The organism is Pseudomonas sp. DW-iso17 (genome assembly GCF_058725345.1).
Map to the genome: position 1 here is coordinate 151,822 of NZ_JBZXEA010000003.1, position 24,144 is coordinate 175,965.

Consider the following 24,144-nt stretch of genomic DNA (forward strand, 5'->3'; position numbering starts at 1 on the left):
ATTTATTCAGCCAAACCGCGCTGGCAGCTTTCAGGGCCGCTGCGCGCCCCAGCGGGAGCAAGCTCCCTCGCCACAGGGGCACATAATCAGAAGGCGTAAAGATGGATCGATTTCATGAGATGCAGGTTTTTCTGGCGGTAGCCGAAGAGGAGGGCTTCGCGGCTGCCGCCCGGCGCCTGAACACGTCGCCGCCCAGCGTGAGCCGCGCCATTGCCGCCATGGAACAACGCATCGGCACGCAGTTGCTGGCGCGCACCACCCGCAGCCTGCACTTGACCCAAGCCGGCCAGCGTTACCTGGACGATTGCCGACGCATCCTTGCCGAGCTGGACGAAGCCGAGGAAGCGGCGGCGGGCAGTTACTCCATCCCGGGCGGCCAGTTGACGGTGACCGCACCGGTACTGTTTGGCGAGTTGTATGTGGCGCCGGTACTGGGGGATTATCTGGACCGTTTTCCCTTGGTGAGTATCAACGCCTTGCTGGTCGATAGGGTGGTCAATATGACCGACGAAGGTGTTGACGTGGCGGTGCGTATCGGCCACCTGCAGCCATCCTTGCAGCAAACGATCAAGGTCGGCGAAGTACGCCGGGTGGTGTGCGCATCGCCGGCTTATCTTGACCAACACGGGCGGCCCCAGCGCCCCGAGCAGTTGCGTGAGGCCAAGCTCGTCACCTCATCGTCCAGCCAACTGGTCAGTGAGTGGACATTCATCGACGCCGGCCAGCCGCTGAAGGTACCGATCGAGCCACGCCTGGTGGTCACCGCCAACAATGCCGCGATCAACCTGGCCCGCCTGGGCTGGGGCATGACGCGGGTGCTGTCTTACCAAGTCGCGGCAGCGGTGGCGGCGGGTGAGTTGGAGCTGGTGCTGGAGGATTTCGAACCGGCGCCGCTGCCGATCCACGTGGTGTTCCAGCAAAACGGCCGCATACCGGCCAAGGTCAATACGTTTGTGGATTTCCTCAGCCATCGCCTCGGGCAGGACCCGGCCCTGAACGCGGCGACCAAGCAGCGCGCCTGATGGAGCGTTTTCGCGATATGCAGCTGTTTGCCGCGCTGGCCGGGCAACCCAGCCTGGCGTCGGCGGCGCGCCATGCGCAGGTCTCCGGCCCGACGCTGGTACGAGCGGTTGCGCGCCTTGAGGCACGCCTGCGCGTGGTGTTGCTGCAACGCAGCACCCGTGGGGTCAGCCTGACCGATGCAGGCCAGGCTTACCTTGCCGACTGTGTGCGTCTGCTGGCAGCGGTGGACGCGGCCGAGGCTTCGGCCAACGGTTTGCATGTGCAGGCCCAGGGCGACCTGCGGATATTCCTGCCGTTGCTGTTCAGCCGCTATGTCATGGCGCCGTTGTTGGCCGGCTATGCGGATCGCTACCCGGCGGTGCGTGTCATCGCGCACTATCACGATTATTTCCCTAACCTGCACGTAGAAGGGCTGGATGTGGCGGTACTGGTCGGCGAATTGCCCAGTTCGTCGCTGATTGCGCGGCAGGTCGGGCAGGTGGGCACTGTCCTTTGCGCCAGCCCCGCTTACTTGGCGACCCGGGGCGAACCCCGACATCCGGCCGACCTCAAGCAGCATCATCTGATTACCAGCACCGACCCGGTGCACTGGGATTTCCCGCATTACACCCTCAAGGCTCGCGCCCGGCTGCGTTGCGCCACTGTCCAAGGTGCGATCAATGCGGCGGTGCAGGGGGCGGGCGTGATTCGAGCCTTGAGTTACCCCCTGCACGAACACCTGGCGAGCGGCCAGTTGCAGCGCCTATTGCCTACCTTCGAGTTGCCGCCGCAGCCGGTGTATGTGGTTTACCGCGAAGGTCGTCATGCGTCGATGCGCGTGCGCAGCTTTGTCGACTACTGCGTCACCGCGTTGCGCGAGCATCCGGCGTTTCAGTTGGCGTAATAGTGGATTGCCCAGGGTGGGCATTCTCTCCATCGCGGTGTGGGTGCAGCATCTTCAGTATCTAACCGGAGGTGAGCGCCATGCACTCGATTGAACCAACCCCTTGGCATGTCGGCGAACGACACATGCAGGAAAGTGCCGGCGTCTCTGAACGCATGGCCATGATCGGGCCCAAGGTCATTCGTGATCATCTGCCTGAGCAGCACCGCGATTTCTATCCGCTGCTGCCGTACTTGATCGCGGGCGTGGTGGACGAACAAGGCATCCCCTGGGCGACGATGCTGGAGGGCGCACCAGGCTTCGCGCACTCACCAGATCCGCACACGCTGCAGATCGACAGCCTGCCTTCCAGAACTGATCCCGCCTGGGCTGGAATAACGGATGGCTCGGCCATTGGCCTGCTGGGCATCGACCTCAACACCCGCCGCCGCAATCGCATGAATGGCCGCATTGGAACACTTGAGCAGGAGGGCTTCACGGTCGAGGTGGTACACACCTTCGGCAACTGCCCCAAGTACATCCAACTGCGCCCCGTCGCCGGCATTGCGCGCAAACCCGGCAACCTGGCCGAGCGCAGCTGCCGCCTGGACGACGCCGCACAAGCACTGATCCGCCACGCCGACACCTTCTTCGTCGCCAGCTACGTCGACCTGCACGGCGAACGCTCGGTGGACGTCTCCCACCGAGGCGGCAATACGGGATTTGTGCGCGTGGAAGGTAACGTACTGACCATCCCGGATTTTGCCGGCAACCTGTTCTTCAACACCCTCGGCAACCTGCACGCCAACCCGGTGGCGGGGTTGTTGTTTGTTGATTTTGAGACGGGTGACGTGCTGCAAGTGGCCGGGCGTACTTCGTTGATCCTGAGCGGGCCGCAAGTAGCTGAGTTCGAAGGCGCGCAGCGCTTGTGGACGGTGACGGTGGAACATGTGGTCCGCCGCCCGGCAGCGTTGGCCTTGCGTTGGCAATTCGCTGAATTTTCACCGCACAGCCTGGCGATGGGCACCTGGTAGCCTGGCACGATAATGCCATGTAGGAGCGAGCTTGCTCGCGAAAAACGTCAACGATAACGCGTGCTTCCTGAGTAAGTGCGGCGCCTGTGGGTTTTTCGCGAGCAAGCTCGCTCCTACAGAAGGTGGTATGAAGTGTGGCGCAGGCAGGTGGATGAGCTCGCTCTAGGGAAGAAGGTCAGCCTGACGTCGAGTCATGCCGTAATCAGCATTGGGAAACAGCTGACTGGTCATCTCGATGATTTTGCTTTGCGCGTCGATGAACTTGCCCATTCGGGCGCCACCCGAAGTTGAGTCATACAACGCCTGTCCGACCCTTCGACCGTTCTCGAACACCTGAATATCGGCGAAGCTCATGTACAGCGCCATGTCCCAGCTCCATGTACCGATATAAGTGGTCGACAGCGCGCAACTGGCGGGCGGGGCGCCTGGCGGCAACTCGCGGGGTTGAAAGCCCTTACTGCGTAATTGAGCGGTGTAAGTCGTATTGAAGCCTTCACGCAAGCCTGCGGCGGGAATCATGCAGATTTCGGGCGAGTGAACAGTTGAGGAGGGAACGGGGGTGACGGTTTGCGTGATACTGCAGCCGGTGAGGGCGCCGCATACCAGTAAGCAAGCGAGGGTTGTTACCTGGTGCATAGCGACCTCCATGTCATAAGTAGTGGCTGGATGATAGCAGTGAAGTTCCAGCATGGATCACTATCTACTGAGACACAGCCGATCCAATGTGGGAGCTGTCGAGCTTTAGCGAGGCTGCGATGGCGGCGGCACTGTCAACATACTCATTGCCTGACCCACCGCTATCGCGGCCTCGCTAAAGCTCGACGGCTCCCACAGGGGAATGTCATTGCCTGGCGGGTTTGCGCGTTTTCATCAGGCCGCCGGGCACTCAAGGTTCAGCGCTTCACCCACGAACATGTTGCTGGATGTTGAACCATCATCCTTAGCGATTCCTTTGGGTTAGCCTTGTTTTCCTACTGACAACAAGGATTGGTCATGCAACGAAAGGTTATTAATCCCACGACGGTATTCAACTCCCTGCAGTACGGTTTCAGCCAGGCCATGGAAGTGCCAGAGGGCCGGCGAATCATGCTGTCGGGGCAGGTGGGGGTAGATGCTCAAGAGCACACGGTCGGCCCCGGCATCGCCGAACAGACCGCCGCAGCGTTGGACAATATCGAAAAGGTGCTGGCCGAGGTCGGTGGCGACCTGTCTCATGTGATCATGCTGCGGCTGTATATCGTCGAGTCTGCCCGTGAGCAGCAAGCGTCGATCGCCCATGCGCTACTTGAGCGCTTCCCGCACAACCCGCCACCGTCTTCGTGGATTATCGTCAGCGGGTTGTCGTTGCCGCAGTGGTTGATTGAGATTGAGGCGGAGGCGGTGATATGAGTGGCTTTCACCGAGCGCTGACAAATGCTGCTGATCATCTGTAGTCAAACCGCGATTCCCCCCGTACCATTCGCCCCCCTCGCAGTGACGCGAGGCGCAGCGCCAGGAAGGCTCATCCCATATTTTTCCTGACGCCTGCCGTTTATTTTTATGCCTGCGTTCAGGGTTCGATATGTCTCACTTCTCTCGGCCTTTGGCCTTGTTCTTGATTACGGCAGCCCTGGCAGGTTGCGGTACTCAGTCTGCGTCGCTGGTTAGCCAGCCGTTGCAACCTGGCCCCCAGGACCCGGTCGCTTATGTAGTCGGATCAATCGGCCCGCAGAGCCTTAGCGCATCTCCTGCGCCTAATCAGCGTTTACTGTTTCGCAAACGCGGTTCCGAGTTTGGCGCCGCAGCGATCTGGGTGGGCGTCGGTCGGCAAACACCTCAGGATGTGAAGGATGCGGCCGGTGCCGCCAGTGTATTCGTGTTGGCGCTCAAGCCTGGGGATTATGAGTTCTATGATTTTCAGTTTTTCTCCAGCAGTTATTCACCCCCTCTGGGGACGACCTACACCTCGGTGCAGGCGCGAGAGAAATTCAACCTGCCACTGCGCCTGAAGGCCGGCAACGCCTATTACCTCGGTGAATTTCGCTCGTTATGCCTTGGCGCTTCGCTGTGTGCCTTCCGCTGGCGCGACCAGCAAGCACGCGATGAGCCGCTAGCGCGGCACTCTGTTGCGGGCCTGCCGGCTCTGGAGTTGTTGCCGCTGGATTATCGCAGCGCCGCCCCTTATATCATCGCGCCGCTGCCATCCGGGGCGGGCCAGAACATCCTTCACGAGACACGCCCATGAACCGTTTTATTACGTTCAGCGCCCTGGCGCTGCTGACCGGGTGTGCAACCACCCATACGCTTCCTGAGCGTGCATTGCCGGATGGCAAGGAATATCTCAAGCCGATCCACGTCATGATCGATGACCCGCTTAATGCAGCACAAATTCGTAACCAATTGCGTGAGACTGGGGTGTTTCGCAGTGTCGAAAGCGGCCGGGGCAACGCGGACGATTACTCGGTGTGGGTGCGCTACAACGTTCAGCGTGATATGCCGCCTTTCCCGGTGGTACTGCTGAGCGCGGCAACTCTGTTTCTGCTGCCCCTGTCCGTGAGCATTGACACCACCACCGAGTTCTCCCTGCAGCACAATGGGAAGCAGCTCAAGCAGTACAGCTACCGCAACGTCACCCACAAATATTCCTGGCTGCTGGATGGCCCTGGCGGGATGGAGCTACAGAGCGGTCACCGTGTTGCACGGGCTTTTGCCGAAGATGTACAGCGCGACGGGCTGCTGCCCGAAGAGCACGCACAATGATCAGGACTACGTTACTGGCCGCCGTGCTGTTGCTCGGTGGTTGCGGTACCGCCCTCAAACCGTTGGATTACAAGGCAGAGCGTGCCTACGTGCCGATGAGTGTCACGATGCCGTCGCCCGTGTCGAGGTTGGAACAGCAGACGCAACGCGAAGTTATCCAGTTGTTGCGTGACACAGGTGCCTTCAGTTTTATGGATGGCGGTTTCAGCAAGACGGGCTACAGCTTGTTGGTCGATCAACGCGGCGGTAAAGGGGCCGGTGCGCTCCCGGCGATACTTGGCGCGTTGACGCTGTTGACCGTGCCAGTGCCCTACACCTACGAGCGCCAGTTGCACGGCTCGCTGTTCAAGGACGGGCAACTGCTCAAAACCTATGCTTACAAGCGTGGTGGTTGGACAGCTACGACCTGGTACATCCCCATGACCGAGCCCCGCAGCGAAAGCGAGATGTTGAGCGAGTTGATGCGGGATCTGGAGCACGATCACTTGATTCCTTATCAGTGACAGCTGGTTATTTTAATTAGTGTTGATAGAGAGGTTCATGGATGAATTACGAATTGTTGTTTGGCTTGGATGTGCAACTGGGCTTTTTGGTGATGGCCTTTGTGTTGGTGATGGCGGTGATTGGCTTCATTCTGGACAAAGACACCACGCCGCAGGTTGTCGTGGCGACCGGCGTTGCGCTGATTTCGATTGCCGCGTGTGCCGTGGTCTCCATCGACGCATTCAATGGGCTGGCGCAGTCACTGCACGAAAAAGGCAAAATCAGCGGTGCTCTGTTTGACCAGGTGAAACACCGCTCCAACCTGTTCCTCTTTGTTTTCCCGTTTGTAACCGCCGCCATCGGCACGAACCTGATTTCCGACGTGTTGACCAAGAAATTGCATTATGAAAAATCCTTGGGCCCTGTGAATTTGTTGCAAGGGTGCTTGGAACTTATGAAAATTCTTTTCGGTTTGGTTATTTTTCCGTTTGTTGCAATTGGCTTGGCGCCCTTCGTGTTGGTCGATACGTGGAAGCGCCATGTCACCCGTTATATGGAAGGGGTTGGCGCAGTGAATCGTCATCTGCAACTCAAGATGCTGAAGGCCGACATCATTTCCAGGAACCTGTTTCGTGGCCCACCCGCCAAACCTGCGCCCTGATTCCGGTCGTCGGCACTCAGCCCTTAATACCGAACCATCACCGACTTAAGCTCGGTGTAGTCCTCAATGAACGCACTGCCAAACTCCCGCCCTAATCCCGAAGACCGGCTGCCACCAAACGGCACTGCCGGGTCGAGCAAGGTGTGCATGTTCACCCACAGGGTGCCGGCCTTGACGGCCGGGATCATGCGCAGGGCCTTGCCCAGGTCATTGGTCCACAGGCTGGCGCTCAACCCGTAGGGCCCGTGGTTCATCATGGTCAGTAGTTCGTCTTCATCGTCGTAGGGCAGGAAGGTGGCGATGGGGCCGAAGGTCTCCTCGTTGAGCAGGGTGTCGTGCAGGTGGTTGGCGAGGATCACGGTGGGTTCAACGTAGCAGCCGGGGCGGTCGATGAGGTGGCCGCCGTGGATGATCGTGTTGTTTTCGGCGCGGGCCTGGTTGAAGTAGCCGAGCAGTTTGTGTTGGTGTTGCTGGTGGGTCACGGGGCCGAAGTCGGTGTGGTCATCCAGGGGTGAGCCGATGGTCAGGCGGCTGAGACGTGCCTTGAGTTTTTCCAGCACGGCATCGATCTGTGAGCGGTGCACGAAGAAGCGCTCGGCCGCTGCGCAGATTTGCCCCGAGTGCAGGAAACCCGCTTCGATAATGCCATCCACCGCTTTGTCTACATCCATGTCGCGCAGGAAGCCGGCGGCGTTCTTGCCACCCAGTTCCAGGGTCGCGCGGGTCAGCCCGGCGCCCATGGCACTGCGGCCTACTGCAATACCGGTGGGCACTGAGCCGGTGAAGGACACCTTGTGCGTGCCGGGGTGTTCCACCAGCCCCTTGCCGACTTGGCCGCCGCCGGTCAGCACGTTGAGCACCCCCGCCGGCAATCCGGCGTCGATGGCCAGTTCGGCGATGCGCAGCAGGGTCAGCGGTGTGAATTCGCTGGGCTTGATGATGATGCTGCAACCGGTCACCAGTGCCGAGGCGAGCTTCCAGATGGCGATCATGGTCGAGAAATTCCACGGCACAATGCCCACCACCACGCCCACCGGTTCGCGCAAGGTGAAGGCGGTGTAGCGCTCGCCATTGAACGAAGGCAGCGACGGCGTGAGGGTCTGGCCGCTGAGCTTGGTGGCCCAGCCTGCGTAGTAGCGCAGGAAGTGCGCGGCCTGGTCGACCTCAAAGGCGCGGGAAATCTGGATGATTTTTCCCGACTGGCAGGTTTCGATCTGCGCCAGTTCTTCGCGATGGTGTTCCAGCAGGTCGGCCAGTTTCAGCAGCACGTTGCCACGGATGGCGGGAGCGGTCTGGGACCACAGCTGGAAACCACGGTTGGCGCAAGCGACCGCGGCGTCGATATCCGCCAGGTCTGCGTCGGCCACGTCGGCGATCACCTGGCCGGTGGCGGGGTTGGTCACGCTCAGGCGTGCATCGGCGTGGCTGCGCACACTGGCGCCGTCGATAAACAGCCCATGACGGCGACGCAAAAAGGCTTCGACGTGAGGCAGCAGCGGGATATCGCTCATGGCAGGTTCCTGGCAGTTCACTAAAGAAACCCCGAGGTTAACCAGCGCGCAGGTACGCGGCTTGACTGTGCCTGCCAGGTTTTATGCCTGTGCCTGCCGTGCCTGTGAAAAGTACAACCTTGCCTGCCGAACGTGCATGTTGTGCCGGCGCAAGCCGTTCGATACTGGCCCTGCATCCCGCGCCGTTCCACGATTCGGAGCGCCTGCCGGACTTCCAATAATAAGCAGGGCCGTCCATGAAAAAGCCAAACCCGCTCCTTGAAGACCTCAAGCCTCTTCTGCCTGCCATTGCCGCGAACGCCAGCCGTGCCGAACAGCTGCGCCAGGTGCCGGATGAGAATATCGCGCTGCTCAAAAGCATCGGCCTGCACCGCGCCTTCCAGCCCAAGGCATTCGGTGGCCTGGAACTGTCGCTGCCCGAATTCGCCGACTGCATCGCCTTGCTCGCCGGCAGTTGCGCCAGCACCGCCTGGGCCATGAGTTTGTTGTGTACCCACAGCCATCAACTGGCGCTGTTCTCGGCGCAGTTGCAGGAGGAGATCTGGGGCGCCAACCCGGATGCCACGGCCAGCAGCAGTATTGCGCCGTTCGGCCGGGTGACCGAGGGCGAGGGTGGCGTGTACTTCAGTGGCGAGATGGGCTGGAGCAGCGGCTGTGACCATGGCGAGTGGGCGATTGTCGGCTGCCGTCGCCAGAATGCCGAAGGTACCCAGGATTACTGCTTTGCCGTGCTGCCGCGCAGTGACTATCAGATTCGCGATGACTGGTTCGCGGCCGGCATGAAAGGCAGTGGCACCAAGACCCTGATCATCGACAACGCCTGGGTGCCTGAGCACCGGATCCAGAAGGCCAAGGACATGATGGAAGGCAAGTCCGCAGGCTTTGGTCTCTACCCAGACAGCCAGATTTTCTACGCGCCGTACCGGCCGTATTTCGCCAGTGGTTTTTCCACCGTCAGCCTCGGCGTGGCCGAGCGCATGCTGGAGGTGTTCCGCGAAAAAACCAAAAACCGTGTGCGCGCCTATACCGGTGCCGCCGTCGGCGCAGCGACCCCGGCGCTGATGCGCCTGGCCGAGTCCACCCACCAGGTGGCCGCCGCTCGGGCGTTTTTGGAGAAAACCTGGCAAGACCACGCCGAACACAGCGCCGCCCACCGCTACCCAGCGCGAGAAACCCTGGCGTTCTGGCGCACCAACCAGGCCTACGCCACCAAGATGTGCATCGAAGCGGTAGACCGGCTGTTCGCCGCCGCCGGTGGCAATGCCTGGTTCGAACACAACGAAATGCAGCGCCTGTTCCGCGATGCCCACATGACCGGCGCGCATGCCTACACCGACTATGACGTGTGCGCGCAGATCCTTGGCCGTGAGCTGATGGGCCTGGAACCCGACCCGAGCATGGTGTAGCTGCGTTTTCCCTACAACAATCAGGGCGGCCCATAGAGGCCACCCGGGAGTCTTGCATGTCTGACGTATTCGACCCACGGGCCTTTCGTCGCGCCTTGGGCAATTTTGCCACTGGCGTGACCGTGGTCACCGCCGCCACCGTCTCCGGGCGCAAGGTGGGCGTGACGGCCAACAGTTTCAACTCGGTATCCCTCGACCCGCCGCTGGTGCTGTGGAGCATCGACAAGCGCTCCAACAGCCATGCCGTGTTCGAGGAGGCCAGCCACTTTGCCGTGAATGTGTTGGCGGCGGACCAGGTGCATCTATCCAACAATTTCGCGCGCCCCCGTGAAGACCGCTTCGCCCTGATCGAATACGAGCCGGGGGAGGGAGGCTCGCCGGTATTCGCCGATTGCTCGGCGCGTTTTCACTGTGAGAAATACCAGCAGGTGGACGGCGGCGACCATTGGATCATGATCGGCAAGGTGGTGGCCTTTGATGATTTTGGCCGTGCGCCGCTGCTCTATCATCAGGGCGCCTATGCCGAGGTCCGGGCGCTGCCTCCGTGCGCGCCCGAGGCGGTTTAGAACGGCACGGCGACCACCAGTTGGCTGTAGACATTGGTGCCGTTGCCGCCGATCTGATTGCCGCCGTTTTCGGCTGATTTATTCGGTTTGTACAGGCCGAGCAGCGGCGTGATGATCAGGTGCTCGTTGACGGCCCATTCGGCATACAGGTCCAGTTCGCGGCCATCCAGGTTCAATTGGCCGCGGGTGCTGACGGTGTTGTAGTCGAAGAACAGCGCCCCAAGCGTGACGTTCTCCAGTGGCTTGACCTTGAGCGCCACGTGCTGCACGGCGGTGTTGCTGTTGAAGGGGCCGGAATAGTTGCCCGCTACTTCGCCCTGCACCCAGGTGCCGTAGCCACGGTTGAAGCCTGAGAACATGCCGTCCCAGTTCTTCGAATAACGGGCGTAGCGGTAGGTCAGGTCCGGTGACCACGGCAGGTTGGTGAAGGTGTAACCGGCTTCGGCGTAGCCGGCATTTTCCTGGCCGTCGCGACGGCTTTGGCGCGCCAGTTCGAAGGCGAAGTGCGCGTTGTCGATACCGGCATTGCCGGTGCCGCGCAGGCTGTAGAGGTTCATGCCTTTGCGCTGGCGCTGCAGGTCGGTGGCGAAGCGCTCATCCACATCGATGCCGTGAATATAGGTCAACCCCAGGGTGCCCGGCGCGGCACTGTATTCCAGGGTGCCGGCGGCCATTTCGGTGAGGGCCTGGGCGCGGTTGTCGGATTTGATCCACATCAGGCTGCCATGCACGCCGTCCTTGCCACCCAGGCGAATCACCGCCGTCTTATCGAAGGCATGGCGTGCGGCGATGTAGTAGGCGCCGCCGCGATTGAACTCGCCGTCGCCCACACCGTTGCCCAGGTTGGGGCCGTCGTCGTTAAGGATAAAACCGTCGCCCAACATGATGATCTGGCGGCCAAACGACAGGTCCACACCGTCCTTGCCCAACACCGGGAACAGCTCCCCGGACCGCCAGCCGGCGAAGGCTTCGTCAAACTTGGTGGTGCGCTCGGTGCCGTTGGTCAACCCGGATGCGTCGCCATCGCCCCAGGTACCGGAACTCACCAGGTTGGCCGTGCCATACACACCGCCCAGGTTGCCCAGGCGCTGTTCGACGCTCAGGCCGTACTTGATGAACGCCTCACGCCAGGTGGAGCCGCCGCTGCGCCCATCGTAGTTCTTCGGGCTATTGAACATACCGTACACGGCGAGGAAGTTGCCGGTGACCTGAGTGTCGGCGTCGGCATACAACTCGATGGCCTGCGCCTGGCCCACCAGCAGTGCCACGCCCAGGCCGACCGTCTGGCGCAGGCGGCGGTTTTTCAGTGTGTGCTCCATTGTTATTGACCCCATCTTGGTTAAGAGTGAGGACGCATTAGGGCGAGCGGTATGAGGCCAAGTCTTTTCCCTGCGTGCCAGGCAATTGACTCTGGCCGCCAGGCCACACGCCCTGGCAGGCAGCAACAAAACCGGCGGCAGACAGGGGCAAGACGATCAACGGGAGTGGGGCGCAGAGTGCCGACACATTAAAAAAACCGCTTCGAGGACCCCTCCATGTCGATCAACGACCGACTCACCGCACACCTCAACCGGGGCACGGTAGGTTTTCCCACTGCGTTGGCCAGCACCATCGGCCTGATCATGGCCAGCCCGGTGATCCTCACCGCCACCATGGGTTTCGGCATCGGCGGCAGCGCCTTTGCCCTGGCGATGCTGCTCGCCGTGGTGATGATGCTGGCCCAGGCCACCACCTTCGCCGAGGCCGCGTCGATACTGCCTACCACCGGTTCGGTGTACGACTACATCAACTGTGGCATGGGTAGGTTCTTTGCGATCACCGGGACCTTGTCGGCCTACCTGATCGTGCATGTGTTCGCCGGCACCGCCGAAACTATCCTCGCCGGGGTCATGGCCCTGGTGAACTTCGAACACCTCAATACCCTGGCAGAGTCGGCCGGCGGCTCGTGGTTGCTGGGCGTCGGTTTCGTACTGGTGTTCGGCGTGCTGAATGCTTTTGGCGTCAGCGCATTTGGCCGCGCCGAGATCATCCTGACCTTCGGCATGTGGACCACCCTGATGGTGTTCGGCGTACTGGGCCTGATCGCCGCGCCGGCGGTGCAGTTGGAGGGCTGGTTCGGCGAGTCGTTGGTGGGCACCGACCTGGTTACCGTGCTGTCGCTGGTGGGCATGGCGATGTTCATGTTCGTGGGCTGCGAGTTCGTCACCCCACTGGCGCCGGACCTGCGCCAATCGGCCAAGGTGATGCCACGGGCGATGATGCTCGGGCTGATGGGCGTGGCCACCTGCATGTTCATCTATGGCGCGGCGATGAAACGCCAGGTGGAGAACGTGGTGCTCGATGTGGCGTCCGGCGTTCACCTGTTGGACACACCCATGGCCATTCCCCGGTTCGCCGAACAGGTGATGGGGCAGATAGGCCCGTTGTGGCTGGGCATCGGTTTTCTGTTCGCTGGCGCTGCGACCATCAATACCCTGATGGCCGGCGTGCCGCGCATTCTCTACGGCATGGCAGTGGATGGCGCCCTGCCCAAGGTGTTCACCTACCTGCATCCGCGCTTCAAGACGCCGCTGTTGTGCATCCTGGTGGCCATGTTGATCCCGTGCCTGCACGCGCTGTACCTGGGCGGCAACACCGACAACATCATGCACCTGGTGCTGGCGGCGGTGTGTGCCTGGAGTTTCGCTTACCTGTTGGTGACGCTGTCGGTGGTGATCCTGCGCATTCGGCGTCCGGACTTGCCCCGCGCCTATCGCTCGCCGTGGTTCCCGCTGCCGCAGATCGTCTCCAGCATCGGCATTCTGTTGGGCATGTGGTTTATCACCCCGCCCGGCATGAACCCGGCGGACATCTACGTGCCGTTTGGCGTGATGCTCGGCGTGACGGCCACCTACGCGCTGTTCTGGACCCTGGTGGTGCAGAAGGTCAACCCCTTCAAGCCCGCCTGCGTAGAGGAGGTGTTGGCCAAGGAATTCAATCACGAACCGGGGCACGCCCATGCAAGTTATAGCGACCTTGCGGCAAAAACTGTTTGAGCTGTTTCGTGCTGACCGCGCACCCAGTGGGTATCGGCCGGGGGTGACCCTGGCCCACCTGCGGCGTGATCTGGGCCTGGCAACCCTTGAAGTGGACGGTGTGGCCTTCGAAATTGTCGAGCGCACCGAGTCGCAGTTGTTGATGCACCTGGTGCTGACCGAATATGTCCTGCGCGCTCCTGCTGCAGCGGGTGGCGCTGGCAGCTTCGAAGTGCACCATGGCGGCGCGATCCGTCGCAGCGGCATTCATGTGCGGCGCCGCTCTGGCAATCAGGCACTGGGCCGTGAGTTGCAGGCGCGTCTGCTGGCTGACAGCACGTTGTTCCAAGCGTTAATGCCGCTGGATTTCAAGCGCCTGCGCATCGAGCTGCACGACCAGCAATGGTGCTTTCGCCTGGAGCATATGGGCGGCAGCGAGGTGGTCAACCGCATGCCGGCGTTTCGGCGCTACATTGCGCTAAGCCGTGCACAACGCGAGCATCTGCTCGCCACATTGGTCGGCCTGCACAGGGTACTGTCGAATCTCTGATTGGCACCATTAGTGCTTCTGCAAAGGGCAAACAGGTTGTTGTTGCGTGCATATAGATAACATGTTAACTATTGCGCAGAACAACAAGAATAACGCCACTGCGGAGACACCCCATGAGCATCCCACAGCATGCACCCGACGGGCTCGACAGCTGGAACCGCGAACTGCGCGCCGCGTGCGGCCACTTCGATACTCAGCTGGCTTTCAACCGGTCGCTGTTTATTGGCGAGATCCACAACCTGTCGCGTGGCTTGGCCATCCTGCGCACCAACGCCGGGCTGATCAAACGCCCGACGCACCAAGCCGACCATGACAACGACCAGGAATGTTTCCTGGTCAGCCAGCGCAGCGGCTACTCCCAGATCACCCAAAACGACCAGACCGTACAACTGGCCCCCGGAGAAATGCTGTTGATGGACTCGGTGGGCTCCATCGAAATCACCCCCTTCGGCCTGATCGAACACGCCTCGTTGTCCCTGTCGCGCAGTGCGGTGTGCAAGCACCTGGGTGGCCAGGCACGGGCCTTCGGCAAGATCTCCTCGACCAAAGCCTGCGGGCGCATGCTGCATGTGCTGATGGACCAACTGTGCAAGGACGACACCGACGAAGACGCCACGCAAGTGGAAGCGCTGCAAGCGGCCTTCGTCTCGCTGTTGGGGTCGGCGTTGGAGCAGGGCGATGAGTGTCGCGAGGGCGTTGCTGCGTTGCACGGCAATAACCTGCGCAGCTATGTACAAAAGGTCATCGATGAGTCCCTGAGCCAGCCAGGCCTGAGCCCGATCGGCCTGGCCAACCGCCTGAATATTTCGGTGCGGCATCTGTACCGTCTGTTTGAAGAACAGGACGACAGCGTCTGCCGCTATATCCAGCGCGCACGGCTCAAGCGCAGTGCGGATGACTTGACCAACCCGTTCCTGCGCAGTGAGTCGATCACCTCGATTGCGTACAAATGGGGCTTTACCGACTCGGCGCATTTCAGTCGGTCGTTCAAGAAGCAGTTCGAGGTGTCGCCCAAGGAGTTTCGTTCCAGCCGGTTGCAGGCGGTGGGGGCATAAACAGCTCCTCGTGATCGTTCCCACGCTCTGCGTGGGAACGCCGCCCCGGACGCTCCGCGTCCCGCTCCAGAAGTCGTGACGCGAAGCGTCACAGGATGCATTCCCACGCAGAGCGTGGGAATGATCGGGTTTCAGATTTCGGGCAGCGTCGCGCCACCGTCCACCACCAACGTCTGCCCGGTGATATAGCCCGCCAGGTTAGAGGCCAGAAACACCATCGCCCCGGCAATATCCGCTGCCGCGCCCAGGCGCCCCAGCGGCACACGGCGGGCGATGCTGTCATTCACGGCCGCATCGCCCAGGTTATCCATCGCCGGAGTGGCGATCATGCCGGGCTCCACGCCGTTGACCCGCACATTCAACGGCGCCAGCTCCAGCGCGGCATTGCGGATAAACCCATTCACCCCGGCCTTGGACGCCGCATAGTGGCTCAGCCCCGGGTAACCCACCCGGTTGCCGGTGACCGAAGACGTCACCAGCACGCAGCCCCGGCCTTGCTCGCGAAACCTCGGCAACGCCGCCTGGGTCAGCCAGAACAGCGCCGACAGGTTCACCGCCAGGGTGCGCTCCAGGATCGTTGGGGTGATGTCGGCAAAGGCGGTCAGCGGAAAGTACCCGGCGTTGTGCACCAGTACATCCAGTTGCGCCAAGCCTTGGACGCAAGCAAACACCGCTTTGGCATCCGCCAGGTCAACGCCAACGGCTTCAACTTGATGCCCCCGTGCGCACAACCGGGCAGCCACGGCTTCAGCCTGTTCAAGCAGACGGTCAGCAATCACCACCCGCGCACCGCGTTGGGCAAAGGCCTGGACGATGCCCAGGCCAATGCCCTGGGCGCCGCCGGTGACCAGCACGACCTGGCCGCTGAAATCCAGGTCATTCGTCATGGGCAGGCTCCAGGCGCGTAAACGCCAGCGTCGGCACGTCGACGATGCTGGCCCCACCGTCCGCCACCAACGTGGCGCCGGTAATGATCGAGGCGTCGTCGCTGGTCAGGAAGCGGCACACCTTGGCGATCTCGTCGGCACGGGCGGCGCGCCGCAGCGGGACATCGGCACACACCCGTGCATAGGCCTGCTGCAAGGTCTCGCCGTACGCCTCCATCAACGGCCGCATCTCCGCGTCGGCCATCGGCGTGTGCACCCAGCCTGGGCACACCGCGTTCACGCGCACGCCATGGGGGCCATAATCACGGGCCAGCGAGCGGTTGAGCCCGAGCAGCGCATGCTTGGCGGTGGTGTAGCCACACACCTCGGGGCCTGCCGCCAATGAGGCGATGGAACCAATCAGCACCATGTTCCCGGCGCTTTCCTGCAACAGCGGCAGGCAGGCGCGGGCGCTGTAGAACGCACTGTCGAGGTTGCTGCGCAGCGCGCCTTCCCAGGTGGCCGGGCTGGTCTGGGTCGCGCTGCCTAGCCCGTGGCCACCGGCACAGGCCAGCAGCACATCGAGGCGCCCGCAGTGGCTGCGGATTTGCTGGATAAAGCCGTCCCAGGTGTCCGGGCAGGCGGCATCGCCCACCAGGATCAGCCCGCCGGTGTCCTGCGCCACCTGTTCCAGGGGCTCACGACGCCGACCGATCAGCACCAGCCGTGCGCCTTCCTGTGCGTACAAGCGTGCGCAGGCAGCGCCGATGCCGGTGCCGGCCCCGGTGATCACCACCGTGCGCGGCTCAGTCACGGGGATACTCCGTGCGGTTGAGCACCTGGCAATAGGAACTGATCGGGAAGTTCGACAGCGCGTCGAAGGACGCCCCGGCATAGCCGAAGATCTTGCCGTCGCTGCGGTGCTGTTGCAGGTCGATCAGCACCAGGCCGAGGGTCGGTACGATCTTCTCCTGCCAGACGAACAGGTACAGCTGTTCGGCGATCTTGTAGTAATGGCAGCGGTCGGTGTCGCACAGGCCTTTCTCCACGCCCTCAAGGCATTGCCAGGCGTAGAATTGCGGGTTGAGGTAGATGTGTTCGTAGACCTCGCTGGGGCTGTAGCGATAGTGGTTGCGCAGGCCGACCAACTCGTCGGTGGGGGCGTGCAGGCAGTGGCCATCCTGCCACGGCCGGTCGAGGCTGCCGTGGAGGAAGTCGACCTGTACCGAGGTCAGCGGTTTGCCGGCCAGGGCACGGTGGTAGAGGCCTTCGTGGGTCTCTGCTGGTTCCGGCATACGGCCAATCACCGCGGTAAAGGAGGCATTTGGTGTGTCCAGCACCAGGCTGATCGACCAGCTTTGCCCGGCCTCGTGCTTGATAAAGTCCACCAGGTACAGGCCCGGGCGAATCGAGCTGGCGCGGTAGGCGGCGCTGCCGCTGGAGTGGCCATCGGCGGCGTGCCAGGCCAGGCGTTCCTGTTCGAAGCGGTGTTCGATCTGCCAGCCATTGGCAAAGTGCAGGGTGAAGGTCTGGCCGGCCAGGTCGGCCAGGTTCGGCAGGATGAACGCCTCGGGTGCAAACCCCTCAGCCAGGGCGCCCACGGTGATCCAGTCAGATGAATTCGACATGGCAACGCCTCCCTTACACGACGGCGAAGTAGTGTTTGACGAAACTCTCGCTGACCACTTCCCACAGCACCGGCGTGCCCTTGGTCACGAACCAGCTGTCACCGGCCTTGTAGCGGGTGGATTGGCCGGTGGACTCGTCGGTCAGCACCACTTCGCCGGTCACTACTGTGGCTTGCTCGGCGAAGGGGTAGACCATGCGGAACTTGCCCTGGGTCGTGCCGAAGTACGCACTGCTGACCGCATCGGTGGGCGCGCCAAAGGTCATCTTGCCGAAGGCGCGGACGTCGCCTTCGAGGATTTGCGAGCCGAGGTCGGCCACGGTGCCCCAGGCGTCGAGTTCCGACAGCTGGACGTTGTGTTTCAGGGCGGTAAGAGGCATGGCAGTGGTTCCTGTGAGTGAGAAAAGAGGGTTAGCGGCGCCCATTCCAGTAGCCGGAAAGTTGGTGCCAGGATTTGCCCGCCGTCAGCAGCAGGGGGCGAATCGCGTCCTTGCCGATGATGGTGGGGCGGTGAATCGAGCTGACCAGGTCATAACGCGCCGAGCCTTCGCTCATGCCTTCGGCCAGTACCTTGCAGATGATGTGGCTGGGCGTGACGCCAAAGCCGGAATAGCCCTGCACGAAAAACGCATTGCTGCGCCCCGGCAAGGTGCCCACTTGCGGGAACAGGTTCGGGCTGCACGCCATCGGGCCGCCCCAGGCCAGGTCGATTTTCACGTCCTTGAGGTAGGGGAAAATCTTCAGCATCAGGTGACGGTTCCAGGCTTTCAGGTCGCCGGGAATGTGCTCCACCAGGGGCGTCGCGGCGCCGAACAGCAGGCGGTTTTCGTTAGTCACGCGGTAGTAGTCGATCACCGGGCGGATATCGCTGTAGGCCCCACGGATCGGGCTGATGCGCTGGATCAACTCCTCGGACAACGGCTCGGTCATCATCTGGAACGCGTAGGTGTTGATGGTCGAGCGGTGCAGTTCTGGCTCCAGCTTGTTGAGAAAGCTGTCACAGGCCCACAGCAACTTGCTGGCGCGTACCGAACCGCGACCGGTGCGCACGGTGATGCGCTCGCCGTAGCTGACTTCCAGCGCCGGGCTGTTCTCGAAGATCTTCACGCCATGGCTGGCCAGTGCGGTAGCTTCGCCCAGCAGCAGGTTCAGCGAGTGCACATGCCCGCCACCCATGTGCAACAGGGCGCTGGTGTAGGCGGTGGAGCCGATGATCTGCTGCACATCGGAGCCGCCGAGAAAGCGGATTTCGTGCTGGCTGTTGATCGACTTGAAGTCTTTCTCCCAGGCGCGCAGGGTTTTTTCCTGGCGGGCGTTGAAGCCCATGTAGCCGTAGCCGTGGCAAAAGTCTGCATCGATGTTGTACTTGGCGATGCGGTTCTTGATGATGTCGGCGCCCAGGTCGCTGATCTCGAACACTTGGCGCAGCCCGTCTTCGCCCACGTCCTTCTTGATCTTCTCCAGGTCATGGCCGATGCCCGCCATGATCTGCCCACCGTTGCGGCCCGTGCCGCCAAAGCCCAGGTAGCGCGCTTCGAGCACCACAATGTTAGTGATGCCTTTTTCCGCCAGCTCAAGGGCCGTGTTGATCCCGGAAAAGCCGCCGCCGATGACCACGACGTCTGCGTCGATATCCTGTTCCAGGGTGGGGAAGCTGAGGTTGTATTTCTTGGTGGCGGTGTAGTACGTGGGGGTTTCGATGTTGATCATGGCGCAGCCTGAGAAAGTGAAGGAAGGCGCTAAAGCGGATGCCTCCATTAGGGCCCCTGGCGGGCTGGAAGTCTTGATCCTGCGTGCCCGGTTTTTTGATTCAGCGCGCCACGGGCGAGGGCACCTACAAGTTATAGCGCGCTCGCCGGCCGGGAATGTTAGAGTTTCGTTAAACTATTAACTAAATACTTCGTGACCCTGAGCCCTATGTCCACACCTCGACAATCCCTGACCCTGGCCTTGCTGCAAGCGCGCGAGGCCGCGATGAGTTTTTTCCGTCCATCCCTGAATGAACACGGCCTGACCGAACAGCAATGGCGCATCATCCGCATCCTTGAACAGCATGGTGAGTTGGAGATCTACCAACTGGCGGAACTGGCCTGCATCCTCAAGCCGAGCATGACCGGCGTGCTGGTGCGCATGGAAGCGGCCGGCATGGTGCACCGGCGAAAGGCCGAACAGGACCAGCGCCGGGTGCTGATTACCCTGGCGGACAAGGGCAAAGCGAGTTTTGAGTCCATGAGCCAGTGCATGGAGGCCAACTACCAGCGCTTGCAGGATCAGTTTGGCGAAGAGAAATTCCAGACCTTGTTGGGGTTGCTGGATGACTTGAAGAACATCAAGCGCTGACCTAGTGACTGAACCACCACCGGTCAACGGTGGGAGCAGGCAAGCCAGCTCCCACATGGATTTCAGTAGACACCACCGGTATTGGCAGCCACCGGTACGTCTTTGAACTTCCCGGCCAGGCTTTGCAGCCCCCGCATCAACACCGTGGTATCCACCCCCACCGCCACGAACGTCGCCCCCAACTCGATATAGCGTCGTGCGAGATTTTCATCTGCACTGAGAATCCCTGCGGCCTTACCCGCCTTGACGATACGCACGATGGCGTCCTCAATCGCCGCCTGTACCTGCGGATGCCCCGGGTTACCCCGATGGCCCATGGACGCGCTCAAATCTGCCGGGCCGATAAACACACCGTCCACGCCTTCGACGGCGGCAATGGCGTCCAGATTGGCCAGGCCCTCGGCATTCTCAATCTGCACCAGCAGGCACATCTGCGCGTCGGCCTGGTCGAGGTAATCGGCGATGCTGTTCCAGCGCGAGGCGCGGGCCAGGGCGCTGCCGACCCCGCGAATACCCTGGGGCGGGTAGCGCAGGGCGCGCACCCGTTCTTGGGCCTGGGCAGCGTTTTCGACCATGGGCACCAGCAGCGTCTGGGCGCCGATATCCAGCAGTTGTTTGATCAGCGCCGTGTCGCCGATCACCGGGCGAATCAACGCCTGGCTGGGGTAGGGCGCGATGGCCTGTAATTGCGCGAGCATCCCCGGCAGGTGGTTGGGCGCATGTTCGCCGTCGATCAGCAGCCAGTCGAAACCGGCGTTGGCCGCCAGTTCCGCGCAGTAGGCGTTGGCAAGGCCGAGCCACAGGCCGATCTGTACTTCGTGGTTGTGCAGGCGTTGCTTGAAGCGGTTGACAGGCATGTCCATGACAGCACTCCTGGGTTCAGACGAAGCGGCAGGCAATCGAGCCGAGCAGGTCGTAGTCGACGTGGAAGGTATCGCCAGGGCGGGCCGCCACCGGGCGGGTAAACGAACCGCCGAGAATCACTTGGCCGGGCAGCAGGGTGACGTCATAGGGCGCCAGCTTGTTGGCCAGCCACGCCACGCCCTTGGCCGGGTGGTTGAGCACTGCCGCCGAGACGCCGGACTCTTCGATCACGCCATTGCGATACAGTACCGCCGGCACTTTGCGCAGGTCGATCTCGGTGGGGCGCACCGCACGGCCACCGAGCACCACACCGGCGTTGGCGGCGTTGTCGGAGATGGTGTCGAATACCTTGCGCGTGGCGTTGGTGTGCGGGTCGACCTGCTGGATGCGGGCGTCGATGATTTCCAGCGCGGGGATTACCCATTCGGTGGCGTCGAGCACATCGAACACCGTGCAGTTGGGGCCTTTGAGCGGCTTGCCGAGGATGAAAGCCAGTTCCACCTCCACGCGCGGCACGATAAAACGCTCGAAGGGAATGTCGCTGCCTTCGTCGAAAAACATGTCGTCGAGCAGGGCACCGTAATCGGGTTCGGTGATATTCGACGACACCTGCATGGCCCGTGACGTGAGGCCGATCTTGTGGCCCTTGAGCGTGCGCCCGTCCTTGATCTTCTGCGCGACCCATTCACGCTGGATGGCGTAGGCGTCCTCGATCGTCATATCGGGGTAGTCGAGGGAAAACTGGCGCACCTGTTCGCGGCTGCGTTCGGCACGGTCCAGGTGGGCGGCGGCCGCGAGGATTTGCTGGGAGTCGAGCATGGCAACGGTCTCTAGTGTGGGTTGACGATGGCGGCCTGGGTGCGCAGCACCAGCAAGCCACCGAGGGCGATAAACAGCGCGAGTACGTACAGTGCCAGGCTGGCGCTCTGGGTGGCGTCGCGCATCCAGCCGATCAGGTAGGGCGCGAGGAACGCCGCGATGCTGCCGAACGAACTGATCATGGCGATGCCCGCGGCCTGGGTGGTGTGGGAGAGAAACGCCGGCGGCAGTTGCCAGAACATCGGCAGGGCGGCACTGGCGCCCATGCCGGCGACCACCAGCCCGCTCATCACCAGCAGCGCATTGGCGGGCGCCAGGCCCGCCACGGCGATACCGAACGCCGCCATCAGCAACGGCACGCACAGGTGCCAGCGGCGCTCGCGGTGGCGGTCGGACGAGCGCCCACAGCCGAGCATAAAGAAGCAACCGGCCAGGTACGGCACGGCGCTGAGCAAGCCGACCTGGCTGTCGCGGCCGATGCCGGCGCCGTGGATCAGGGTGGGCATCCAGAACGCCAGGGTGTTGACCGCCAGCATCACCGCAAAGTACACGGCTACCAGCAGCCACACCTGCGGGTCACGCAGGATGCCGCCGAACGAGGTGATGGTCTTGCGCTGTTCCTCGTTGCTCAGTTGGGTGCGCAGTTGCTGTTTTTGCTCGGCAGTCAGCCAGTGCACCGACTCGAAACTGTCCGGCAACCACTTGAGCACCACCAGGCCCAGCAGCACCACGGGCGCGCCTTCGATCAGGAACATCCATTGCCAGCCGCGCAGGCTGCCGACGTCGTGGAAGTTCTCCAGGATCGCCCCGGAAATCGGCCCGCCCAACACCCCGGCCATAGGCACGGCAATGGCAAACAAGGCGGTGACCTGGGCGCGACGGCGCGCCGGGTACCAGCGGTTCAGGAATACCAGGATCCCCGGAAAAAACCCGGCCTCGGCCACCCCCAGTAGAAAGCGCAGCACGTAGAACCCGCGCGCGCTCTCCACCCACAACATGCCGGTGGAGAGCAGGCCCCACACCACCATCAGGCAGGCGATCCAGCGCCGTGGCCCGACGCGGTCCAGGGCAATGTTGCTGGGCACGCCGAACAGTGCATAGGCGATGAAGAACAGACCGGCGCCAAAGCCATACACGGTGTCGCTGAAGTGCAGGTCGCTGCTCATCTGCATCTTGGCAAAGCCGATGTTGATGCGGTCCAGATGGGCGAACAGGTAACACACCAGCAACAAGGGCATCAGGCGCCAGGTCACCAAACGATGGGTGCGGTCGTGCTCGGCAAGCCGCAGGCTTGCAGTGGAATGGGCTGTGCTCATGATGGTGTTCTTCTTGTAGTTGTAGGAGCCGGGGTCGTTTCAGCTCGCCGCGTTGTTCAGGAACGCGTGCACATTGTTCTGCTTGAAGTTGAGCTGCGGGTGCAGCTCGATCATCTCGAACGACAACGCGAGCAAGCGCTGTGCCTGCAGCTCGGCGAAGTGCGCGATGATCACCGCGAACACCGCTTGGGCGACGGCCTCGCGCGTGGTCAGGTCGCGGCCATGACCGACCTTGAGGGTCATGTGCACAAAGGCATAGTCATGCTTGCCGTCGGCCATGCGCCAGGTGTCCAGGCGTACGCCGCGACTGCGAATGCCGCCCAGCGGAAACACACCGCTGTCGCCCAGCACGCGGTGGACTTTTTCAAACAGGCCGGGCAAGTCGGCCTGCTGTTCGAGGTTGTCGGTGTACTCAGCGATAAAGTGCGGCATGGGGCTCTCCCAGGGTTAAAGCGGGAAAATCGCGTTGATCTGGCCGGTGCCCGAACTGCCGAACGGCGGCGTGATGATCTCGGCCGGCTTGGCATAGTCCGGCCCACCCAGCAGGCCCAGGAGCATGGCGGTGTCGTGCATCTTGCCTTCGCCAAAACAGTGTTCGGCGTAGTCGGGCAACATGGCGCAGAACTCCTTGAAGCGGCCTTGCTTCCACATTTGCACGACATGCAGGTCCACCTGCTTGTCGAATTCGCGGGTCCAGTTGTGGATATTCGCCTCAGCCTCGCGGTCGTCCGAGAACCGATGGGACAGCGAGCCGGACGCCAGCACCAGTACCTTGCGATCGCTCTTTTCAATCGCCCGGCGCACGGCGGCGCCGAAGGCAAAACTGTCTTCCAGGCGATGCCAGGCGCACCAGGCAGCGATGGAAATGACTTTGAATTTTTCTGCGTCGGGCACGCCCATATGCATGTAGCGCATGGGCACCAGGGTGCCGTATTCCAGCTCCAGGCTCGGGATGTTGTGTGCCATGCTGCGCACGCCAGCCAGGTTGGCTTCGGCGGCGATCAGCTCGCCCAGCTCGGGGCAACCGGGGTAGGCGTAGTCCATGTTCTTGATGAAGTGCGGCAGTTCGTTGCTGGTGTAGGTGCCCTGGAACTGTTCGCCGCAGTTGACGTGGTAGCCGCTGTTGACCAGCCAGTGCACGTCGAACACCACCGCGGTGTCGGCCCCCAGTTCGCGGGCGCGCCGGCCGATTTCCTTGTGCCCGGCAATCGCCGCTTCGCGACAGCCGTGATGTTTGCCGGGCAGTTCCGACAGGTACATCGACGGTACGTGGCAGATCTTCGCTGCCAGAACCACTTCGCCCATGATGACTCTCCTGAATAATTATTCTTGTATGGCCTGTGAGGTCCCTGTGGGGGCTGGCTTGCCTGCGATGGCATCGGCTCGGTACGGCTGAAGGACCGCGGTG

General features: G+C 62.1%; 26 protein-coding genes and 1 pseudogene. 14 read left to right on the forward strand and 13 right to left on the reverse strand.

Annotated elements, in window-relative coordinates; translation table 11 throughout:
• Positions 1 to 101 precede the first annotated feature (101 nt).
• From AC4PS6_RS03300 to AC4PS6_RS03310, 3 genes are all read left to right on the forward strand, one after another.
• Entirely contained in the window at positions 102 to 1,022 is a 921-nt protein-coding gene (locus tag AC4PS6_RS03300) for a LysR family transcriptional regulator (RefSeq protein ID WP_336827433.1), read from the forward strand.
• On the forward strand, positions 1,022 to 1,906 hold the full coding sequence (locus tag AC4PS6_RS03305; RefSeq protein WP_130174863.1) for a LysR family transcriptional regulator: 885 nt from the start codon (positions 1,022 to 1,024) through the stop codon (positions 1,904 to 1,906). The genes AC4PS6_RS03300 and AC4PS6_RS03305 overlap by 1 nt, the downstream gene beginning before the upstream one ends.
• A gap of 80 nt (positions 1,907 to 1,986) precedes the next feature.
• A complete protein-coding gene (locus AC4PS6_RS03310) occupies positions 1,987 to 2,919 on the forward strand; it encodes a pyridoxamine 5'-phosphate oxidase family protein (protein WP_168224092.1) in 933 nt (310 codons plus the stop codon).
• A gap of 162 nt (positions 2,920 to 3,081) precedes the next feature.
• On the opposite strand, the gene AC4PS6_RS03315 is transcribed toward AC4PS6_RS03310, so the two are convergent.
• Positions 3,082 to 3,555, reverse strand: a complete 474-nt coding sequence (locus tag AC4PS6_RS03315; protein WP_032901991.1) for an Sbal_3080 family lipoprotein — start codon at positions 3,553 to 3,555, stop codon at positions 3,082 to 3,084.
• A 357-nt stretch (positions 3,556 to 3,912) separates the two neighbouring features.
• Here AC4PS6_RS03315 and AC4PS6_RS03320 point away from each other — a divergent pair, with 357 nt between their 5' ends.
• The 5 genes from AC4PS6_RS03320 (at position 3,913) to AC4PS6_RS03340 (ending at position 6,802) form a co-directional block, all read left to right on the forward strand.
• A complete protein-coding gene (locus AC4PS6_RS03320; RefSeq protein WP_003192423.1) occupies positions 3,913 to 4,308 on the forward strand; it encodes a RidA family protein in 396 nt (131 codons plus the stop codon).
• A gap of 172 nt (positions 4,309 to 4,480) precedes the next feature.
• Positions 4,481 to 5,143: a hypothetical protein gene (locus AC4PS6_RS03325; protein WP_336827434.1), complete on the forward strand. Its 663-nt coding sequence runs from the start codon at positions 4,481 to 4,483 to the stop codon at positions 5,141 to 5,143.
• Positions 5,140 to 5,658 carry a hypothetical protein gene (locus AC4PS6_RS03330; protein ID WP_003192421.1) on the forward strand — a complete coding sequence of 173 codons (519 nt, stop codon included), beginning with the start codon at positions 5,140 to 5,142 and terminating at the stop codon, positions 5,656 to 5,658. The genes AC4PS6_RS03325 and AC4PS6_RS03330 overlap by 4 nt, the downstream gene beginning before the upstream one ends.
• On the forward strand, positions 5,655 to 6,161 hold the full coding sequence (locus AC4PS6_RS03335; RefSeq protein ID WP_336827435.1) for a hypothetical protein: 507 nt from the start codon (positions 5,655 to 5,657) through the stop codon (positions 6,159 to 6,161). Before AC4PS6_RS03330 ends, AC4PS6_RS03335 begins: the two co-directional genes overlap by 4 nt.
• Positions 6,162 to 6,202: 41 nt before the next feature.
• On the forward strand, positions 6,203 to 6,802 hold the full coding sequence (locus AC4PS6_RS03340) for a hypothetical protein (protein ID WP_003192417.1): 600 nt from the start codon (positions 6,203 to 6,205) through the stop codon (positions 6,800 to 6,802).
• Positions 6,803 to 6,825: 23 nt separating this feature from the next.
• Here the strand turns inward: AC4PS6_RS03340 and AC4PS6_RS03345 are convergent, their stop codons facing one another.
• Positions 6,826 to 8,313, reverse strand: coding sequence for an aldehyde dehydrogenase family protein (locus AC4PS6_RS03345; protein ID WP_032901982.1), 1,488 nt, complete (start codon positions 8,311 to 8,313; stop codon positions 6,826 to 6,828).
• A gap of 236 nt (positions 8,314 to 8,549) precedes the next feature.
• Between AC4PS6_RS03345 and AC4PS6_RS03350 the strand changes: the two genes are divergently transcribed.
• Together AC4PS6_RS03350 and AC4PS6_RS03355 are read left to right on the forward strand one after the other, a co-directional pair.
• Positions 8,550 to 9,719, forward strand: coding sequence for a p-hydroxyphenylacetate 3-hydroxylase oxygenase component (locus tag AC4PS6_RS03350; RefSeq protein ID WP_032901980.1), 1,170 nt, complete (start codon positions 8,550 to 8,552; stop codon positions 9,717 to 9,719).
• Positions 9,720 to 9,775: 56 nt separating this feature from the next.
• A pseudogene (locus AC4PS6_RS03355) lies at positions 9,776 to 10,249 on the forward strand (flavin reductase family protein); the annotation flags it as partial.
• 32 nt (positions 10,250 to 10,281) lie between these two features.
• Here the strand turns inward: AC4PS6_RS03355 and AC4PS6_RS03360 are convergent.
• Complete coding sequence (locus tag AC4PS6_RS03360) at positions 10,282 to 11,604, reverse strand: alginate export family protein (RefSeq protein ID WP_336827436.1); 1,323 nt, start codon at positions 11,602 to 11,604, stop codon at positions 10,282 to 10,284.
• Between the two features lie 216 nt (positions 11,605 to 11,820).
• On the opposite strand from AC4PS6_RS03360, the gene AC4PS6_RS03365 reads away from it, so the two are divergent.
• The 3 genes from AC4PS6_RS03365 to feaR all read left to right on the forward strand — a co-directional run bounded on the left by AC4PS6_RS03365 (position 11,821) and on the right by feaR (position 14,904).
• Positions 11,821 to 13,320 carry an APC family permease gene (locus tag AC4PS6_RS03365; RefSeq protein WP_060767783.1) on the forward strand — a complete coding sequence of 500 codons (1,500 nt, stop codon included), beginning with the start codon at positions 11,821 to 11,823 and terminating at the stop codon, positions 13,318 to 13,320.
• Entirely contained in the window at positions 13,283 to 13,849 is a 567-nt protein-coding gene (locus AC4PS6_RS03370; protein ID WP_336827437.1) for a DUF3156 family protein, read from the forward strand. Before AC4PS6_RS03365 ends, AC4PS6_RS03370 begins: the two co-directional genes overlap by 38 nt.
• 113 nt (positions 13,850 to 13,962) lie before the next feature.
• On the forward strand, positions 13,963 to 14,904 hold the full coding sequence (gene feaR, locus AC4PS6_RS03375) for a transcriptional regulator FeaR (RefSeq protein ID WP_014719084.1): 942 nt from the start codon (positions 13,963 to 13,965) through the stop codon (positions 14,902 to 14,904).
• Between the two features lie 131 nt (positions 14,905 to 15,035).
• Here the strand turns inward: feaR and AC4PS6_RS03380 are convergent, their stop codons facing one another.
• The 5 genes from AC4PS6_RS03380 to AC4PS6_RS03400 are packed head-to-tail and all read right to left on the reverse strand — an operon-like array spanning position 15,036 to position 19,107.
• Positions 15,036 to 15,791, reverse strand: a complete 756-nt coding sequence (locus tag AC4PS6_RS03380; protein ID WP_103451910.1) for an SDR family oxidoreductase — start codon at positions 15,789 to 15,791, stop codon at positions 15,036 to 15,038.
• Positions 15,781 to 16,584, reverse strand: a complete 804-nt coding sequence (locus tag AC4PS6_RS03385; RefSeq protein ID WP_336827438.1) for an SDR family NAD(P)-dependent oxidoreductase — start codon at positions 16,582 to 16,584, stop codon at positions 15,781 to 15,783. Before AC4PS6_RS03385 ends, AC4PS6_RS03380 begins: the two co-directional genes overlap by 11 nt.
• On the reverse strand, positions 16,577 to 17,398 hold the full coding sequence (locus AC4PS6_RS03390; protein ID WP_096144681.1) for a molybdenum cofactor biosynthesis F family protein: 822 nt from the start codon (positions 17,396 to 17,398) through the stop codon (positions 16,577 to 16,579). The genes AC4PS6_RS03385 and AC4PS6_RS03390 overlap by 8 nt, the downstream gene beginning before the upstream one ends.
• Positions 17,399 to 17,411: 13 nt before the next feature.
• Complete coding sequence (locus AC4PS6_RS03395; RefSeq protein WP_019821177.1) at positions 17,412 to 17,777, reverse strand: cupin domain-containing protein; 366 nt, start codon at positions 17,775 to 17,777, stop codon at positions 17,412 to 17,414.
• Positions 17,778 to 17,808: 31 nt separating this feature from the next.
• Entirely contained in the window at positions 17,809 to 19,107 is a 1,299-nt protein-coding gene (locus AC4PS6_RS03400; protein ID WP_020301330.1) for an NAD(P)/FAD-dependent oxidoreductase, read from the reverse strand.
• Between the two features lie 207 nt (positions 19,108 to 19,314).
• Between AC4PS6_RS03400 and hpaR the strand changes: the two genes are divergently transcribed.
• Positions 19,315 to 19,737, forward strand: coding sequence for a homoprotocatechuate degradation operon regulator HpaR (gene hpaR / locus AC4PS6_RS03405; RefSeq protein WP_014719078.1), 423 nt, complete (start codon positions 19,315 to 19,317; stop codon positions 19,735 to 19,737).
• A 62-nt stretch (positions 19,738 to 19,799) separates the two neighbouring features.
• Here hpaR and hpaI read toward each other — a convergent pair whose 3' ends face one another.
• From hpaI to hpaD, 5 genes are read right to left on the reverse strand one after another with little or no spacing between them, the layout of a single operon-like run.
• Positions 19,800 to 20,600: a 4-hydroxy-2-oxoheptanedioate aldolase gene (hpaI, locus tag AC4PS6_RS03410; protein WP_019821182.1), complete on the reverse strand. Its 801-nt coding sequence runs from the start codon at positions 20,598 to 20,600 to the stop codon at positions 19,800 to 19,802.
• A 16-nt stretch (positions 20,601 to 20,616) separates the two neighbouring features.
• The gene (gene hpaH / locus AC4PS6_RS03415) at positions 20,617 to 21,420 is read right to left on the reverse strand and encodes a 2-oxo-hept-4-ene-1,7-dioate hydratase (protein ID WP_019821184.1); all 804 of its coding nucleotides are present in this window, start codon (positions 21,418 to 21,420) and stop codon (positions 20,617 to 20,619) included.
• Positions 21,421 to 21,431: 11 nt separating this feature from the next.
• Positions 21,432 to 22,736, reverse strand: coding sequence for an MFS transporter (locus AC4PS6_RS03420; protein WP_020301328.1), 1,305 nt, complete (start codon positions 22,734 to 22,736; stop codon positions 21,432 to 21,434).
• A 39-nt stretch (positions 22,737 to 22,775) separates the two neighbouring features.
• The gene (locus AC4PS6_RS03425; RefSeq protein ID WP_014719074.1) at positions 22,776 to 23,168 is read right to left on the reverse strand and encodes a tautomerase family protein; all 393 of its coding nucleotides are present in this window, start codon (positions 23,166 to 23,168) and stop codon (positions 22,776 to 22,778) included.
• A 15-nt stretch (positions 23,169 to 23,183) separates the two neighbouring features.
• Positions 23,184 to 24,041 carry a 3,4-dihydroxyphenylacetate 2,3-dioxygenase gene (hpaD, locus tag AC4PS6_RS03430; RefSeq protein ID WP_014719073.1) on the reverse strand — a complete coding sequence of 286 codons (858 nt, stop codon included), beginning with the start codon at positions 24,039 to 24,041 and terminating at the stop codon, positions 23,184 to 23,186.
• Positions 24,042 to 24,144: the final 103 nt, after the last annotated feature.

What these genes read in the sequence shown, in the direction of transcription:
- AC4PS6_RS03325 (WP_336827434.1), top strand. Translation starts at nt 4,481, where the DNA reads ATGTCTCACTTCTCTCGGCCTTTGGCCTTGTTCTTGATTACGGCAGCC.
- AC4PS6_RS03350 (WP_032901980.1), top strand. Translation starts at nt 8,550, where the DNA reads ATGAAAAAGCCAAACCCGCTCCTTGAAGACCTCAAGCCTCTTCTGCCT.
- AC4PS6_RS03395 (WP_019821177.1), bottom strand. Translation starts at nt 17,777, where the DNA reads ATGCCTCTTACCGCCCTGAAACACAACGTCCAGCTGTCGGAACTCGAC.
- feaR (WP_014719084.1), top strand. Translation starts at nt 13,963, where the DNA reads ATGAGCATCCCACAGCATGCACCCGACGGGCTCGACAGCTGGAACCGC.
- AC4PS6_RS03420 (WP_020301328.1), bottom strand. Translation starts at nt 22,736, where the DNA reads ATGAGCACAGCCCATTCCACTGCAAGCCTGCGGCTTGCCGAGCACGAC.
- hpaH (WP_019821184.1), bottom strand. Translation starts at nt 21,420, where the DNA reads ATGCTCGACTCCCAGCAAATCCTCGCGGCCGCCGCCCACCTGGACCGT.
- AC4PS6_RS03365 (WP_060767783.1), top strand. Translation starts at nt 11,821, where the DNA reads ATGTCGATCAACGACCGACTCACCGCACACCTCAACCGGGGCACGGTA.
- AC4PS6_RS03300 (WP_336827433.1), top strand. Translation starts at nt 102, where the DNA reads ATGGATCGATTTCATGAGATGCAGGTTTTTCTGGCGGTAGCCGAAGAG.
- AC4PS6_RS03370 (WP_336827437.1), top strand. Translation starts at nt 13,283, where the DNA reads ATGCAAGTTATAGCGACCTTGCGGCAAAAACTGTTTGAGCTGTTTCGT.
- AC4PS6_RS03310 (WP_168224092.1), top strand. Translation starts at nt 1,987, where the DNA reads ATGCACTCGATTGAACCAACCCCTTGGCATGTCGGCGAACGACACATG.
- AC4PS6_RS03320 (WP_003192423.1), top strand. Translation starts at nt 3,913, where the DNA reads ATGCAACGAAAGGTTATTAATCCCACGACGGTATTCAACTCCCTGCAG.
- AC4PS6_RS03330 (WP_003192421.1), top strand. Translation starts at nt 5,140, where the DNA reads ATGAACCGTTTTATTACGTTCAGCGCCCTGGCGCTGCTGACCGGGTGT.
- AC4PS6_RS03315 (WP_032901991.1), bottom strand. Translation starts at nt 3,555, where the DNA reads ATGCACCAGGTAACAACCCTCGCTTGCTTACTGGTATGCGGCGCCCTC.
- hpaI (WP_019821182.1), bottom strand. Translation starts at nt 20,600, where the DNA reads ATGGACATGCCTGTCAACCGCTTCAAGCAACGCCTGCACAACCACGAA.
- hpaR (WP_014719078.1), top strand. Translation starts at nt 19,315, where the DNA reads ATGTCCACACCTCGACAATCCCTGACCCTGGCCTTGCTGCAAGCGCGC.
- AC4PS6_RS03360 (WP_336827436.1), bottom strand. Translation starts at nt 11,604, where the DNA reads ATGGAGCACACACTGAAAAACCGCCGCCTGCGCCAGACGGTCGGCCTG.
- AC4PS6_RS03400 (WP_020301330.1), bottom strand. Translation starts at nt 19,107, where the DNA reads ATGATCAACATCGAAACCCCCACGTACTACACCGCCACCAAGAAATAC.
- AC4PS6_RS03380 (WP_103451910.1), bottom strand. Translation starts at nt 15,791, where the DNA reads ATGACGAATGACCTGGATTTCAGCGGCCAGGTCGTGCTGGTCACCGGC.
- AC4PS6_RS03345 (WP_032901982.1), bottom strand. Translation starts at nt 8,313, where the DNA reads ATGAGCGATATCCCGCTGCTGCCTCACGTCGAAGCCTTTTTGCGTCGC.
- AC4PS6_RS03335 (WP_336827435.1), top strand. Translation starts at nt 5,655, where the DNA reads ATGATCAGGACTACGTTACTGGCCGCCGTGCTGTTGCTCGGTGGTTGC.
- AC4PS6_RS03340 (WP_003192417.1), top strand. Translation starts at nt 6,203, where the DNA reads ATGAATTACGAATTGTTGTTTGGCTTGGATGTGCAACTGGGCTTTTTG.
- AC4PS6_RS03425 (WP_014719074.1), bottom strand. Translation starts at nt 23,168, where the DNA reads ATGCCGCACTTTATCGCTGAGTACACCGACAACCTCGAACAGCAGGCC.
- AC4PS6_RS03390 (WP_096144681.1), bottom strand. Translation starts at nt 17,398, where the DNA reads ATGTCGAATTCATCTGACTGGATCACCGTGGGCGCCCTGGCTGAGGGG.
- AC4PS6_RS03305 (WP_130174863.1), top strand. Translation starts at nt 1,022, where the DNA reads ATGGAGCGTTTTCGCGATATGCAGCTGTTTGCCGCGCTGGCCGGGCAA.
- hpaD (WP_014719073.1), bottom strand. Translation starts at nt 24,041, where the DNA reads ATGGGCGAAGTGGTTCTGGCAGCGAAGATCTGCCACGTACCGTCGATG.